Genomic DNA, 711 nt, shown 5'->3' with positions numbered 1-711 from the left:
TCCTGGACGAATGGCGGCTGGGGAACCGCATCGTTGGCATTTGCTTCAAGCACGAGCTGGCCGACTTCTTCGACACCATCAGCTACCCCAAGCGCGAATTCACCATGCAGCACAACGAGTCCGACGGTGCCTTCATCCGCCGCCTGCTCAAGCGGCGCGGCATCTCCTGGTACTTCCGCGCCGACCACGGCGAGCGCACCCTGTTCCACACCATGGTGCTGCTGAATCGCCCCGACAGCGTGCGCGAAAACGCCGCTGGCACCGTGCGCTACCACCGCGACAGCGCCACCGAAGAACGCGACAGCATCACCTCGTGGAGCGCGGTGCGCACGCTACAGCCGGGCAGCACCGCCACCCACAGCTGGGACTACCGCAATCCGCTCGGCGTGCACTTCATGAGCGTGGCCGCGCTTGGGGAGGCCGACCAAGGCAGCAGCGGCCGCTGGATGGCCGCCAGCATGGACGACTACCAGGTACTGCCCCCGCACGCCGGCGACGACCATGAAGATCTGTTCAAACTCGGCCAGCTGCGCATGCAGCGCCACGACTACGAAACCAAGTGCTTCCACGCCGAAGGCAGCGTACGCGACCTGTGCGTGGGCGAATACTTCACGCTCGAAGGCCACCCGGAGATCAGCAGCCACGCCGCAGAGGAGCGCGACTTCACCGTCACGGCGCTGCAGGTGACCGCGCAGAACAACCTGCCCAAGG

At 65.8% G+C, this 711-nt stretch carries 1 protein-coding gene; it reads left to right on the top strand.

The window, feature by feature from the left end:
• The coding region (locus GTP77_RS29785; protein ID WP_187358902.1) for a phage late control D family protein at positions 1 to 711 on the top strand (711 nt) is incomplete at both ends.

The organism is Pseudoduganella aquatica (assembly GCF_009857595.1).
Taxonomy (GTDB): Bacteria; Pseudomonadota; Gammaproteobacteria; order Burkholderiales; family Burkholderiaceae_D; genus Rugamonas; species Rugamonas aquatica_A.
This window is presented reverse-complemented; position numbering and strand designations above follow the sequence as displayed.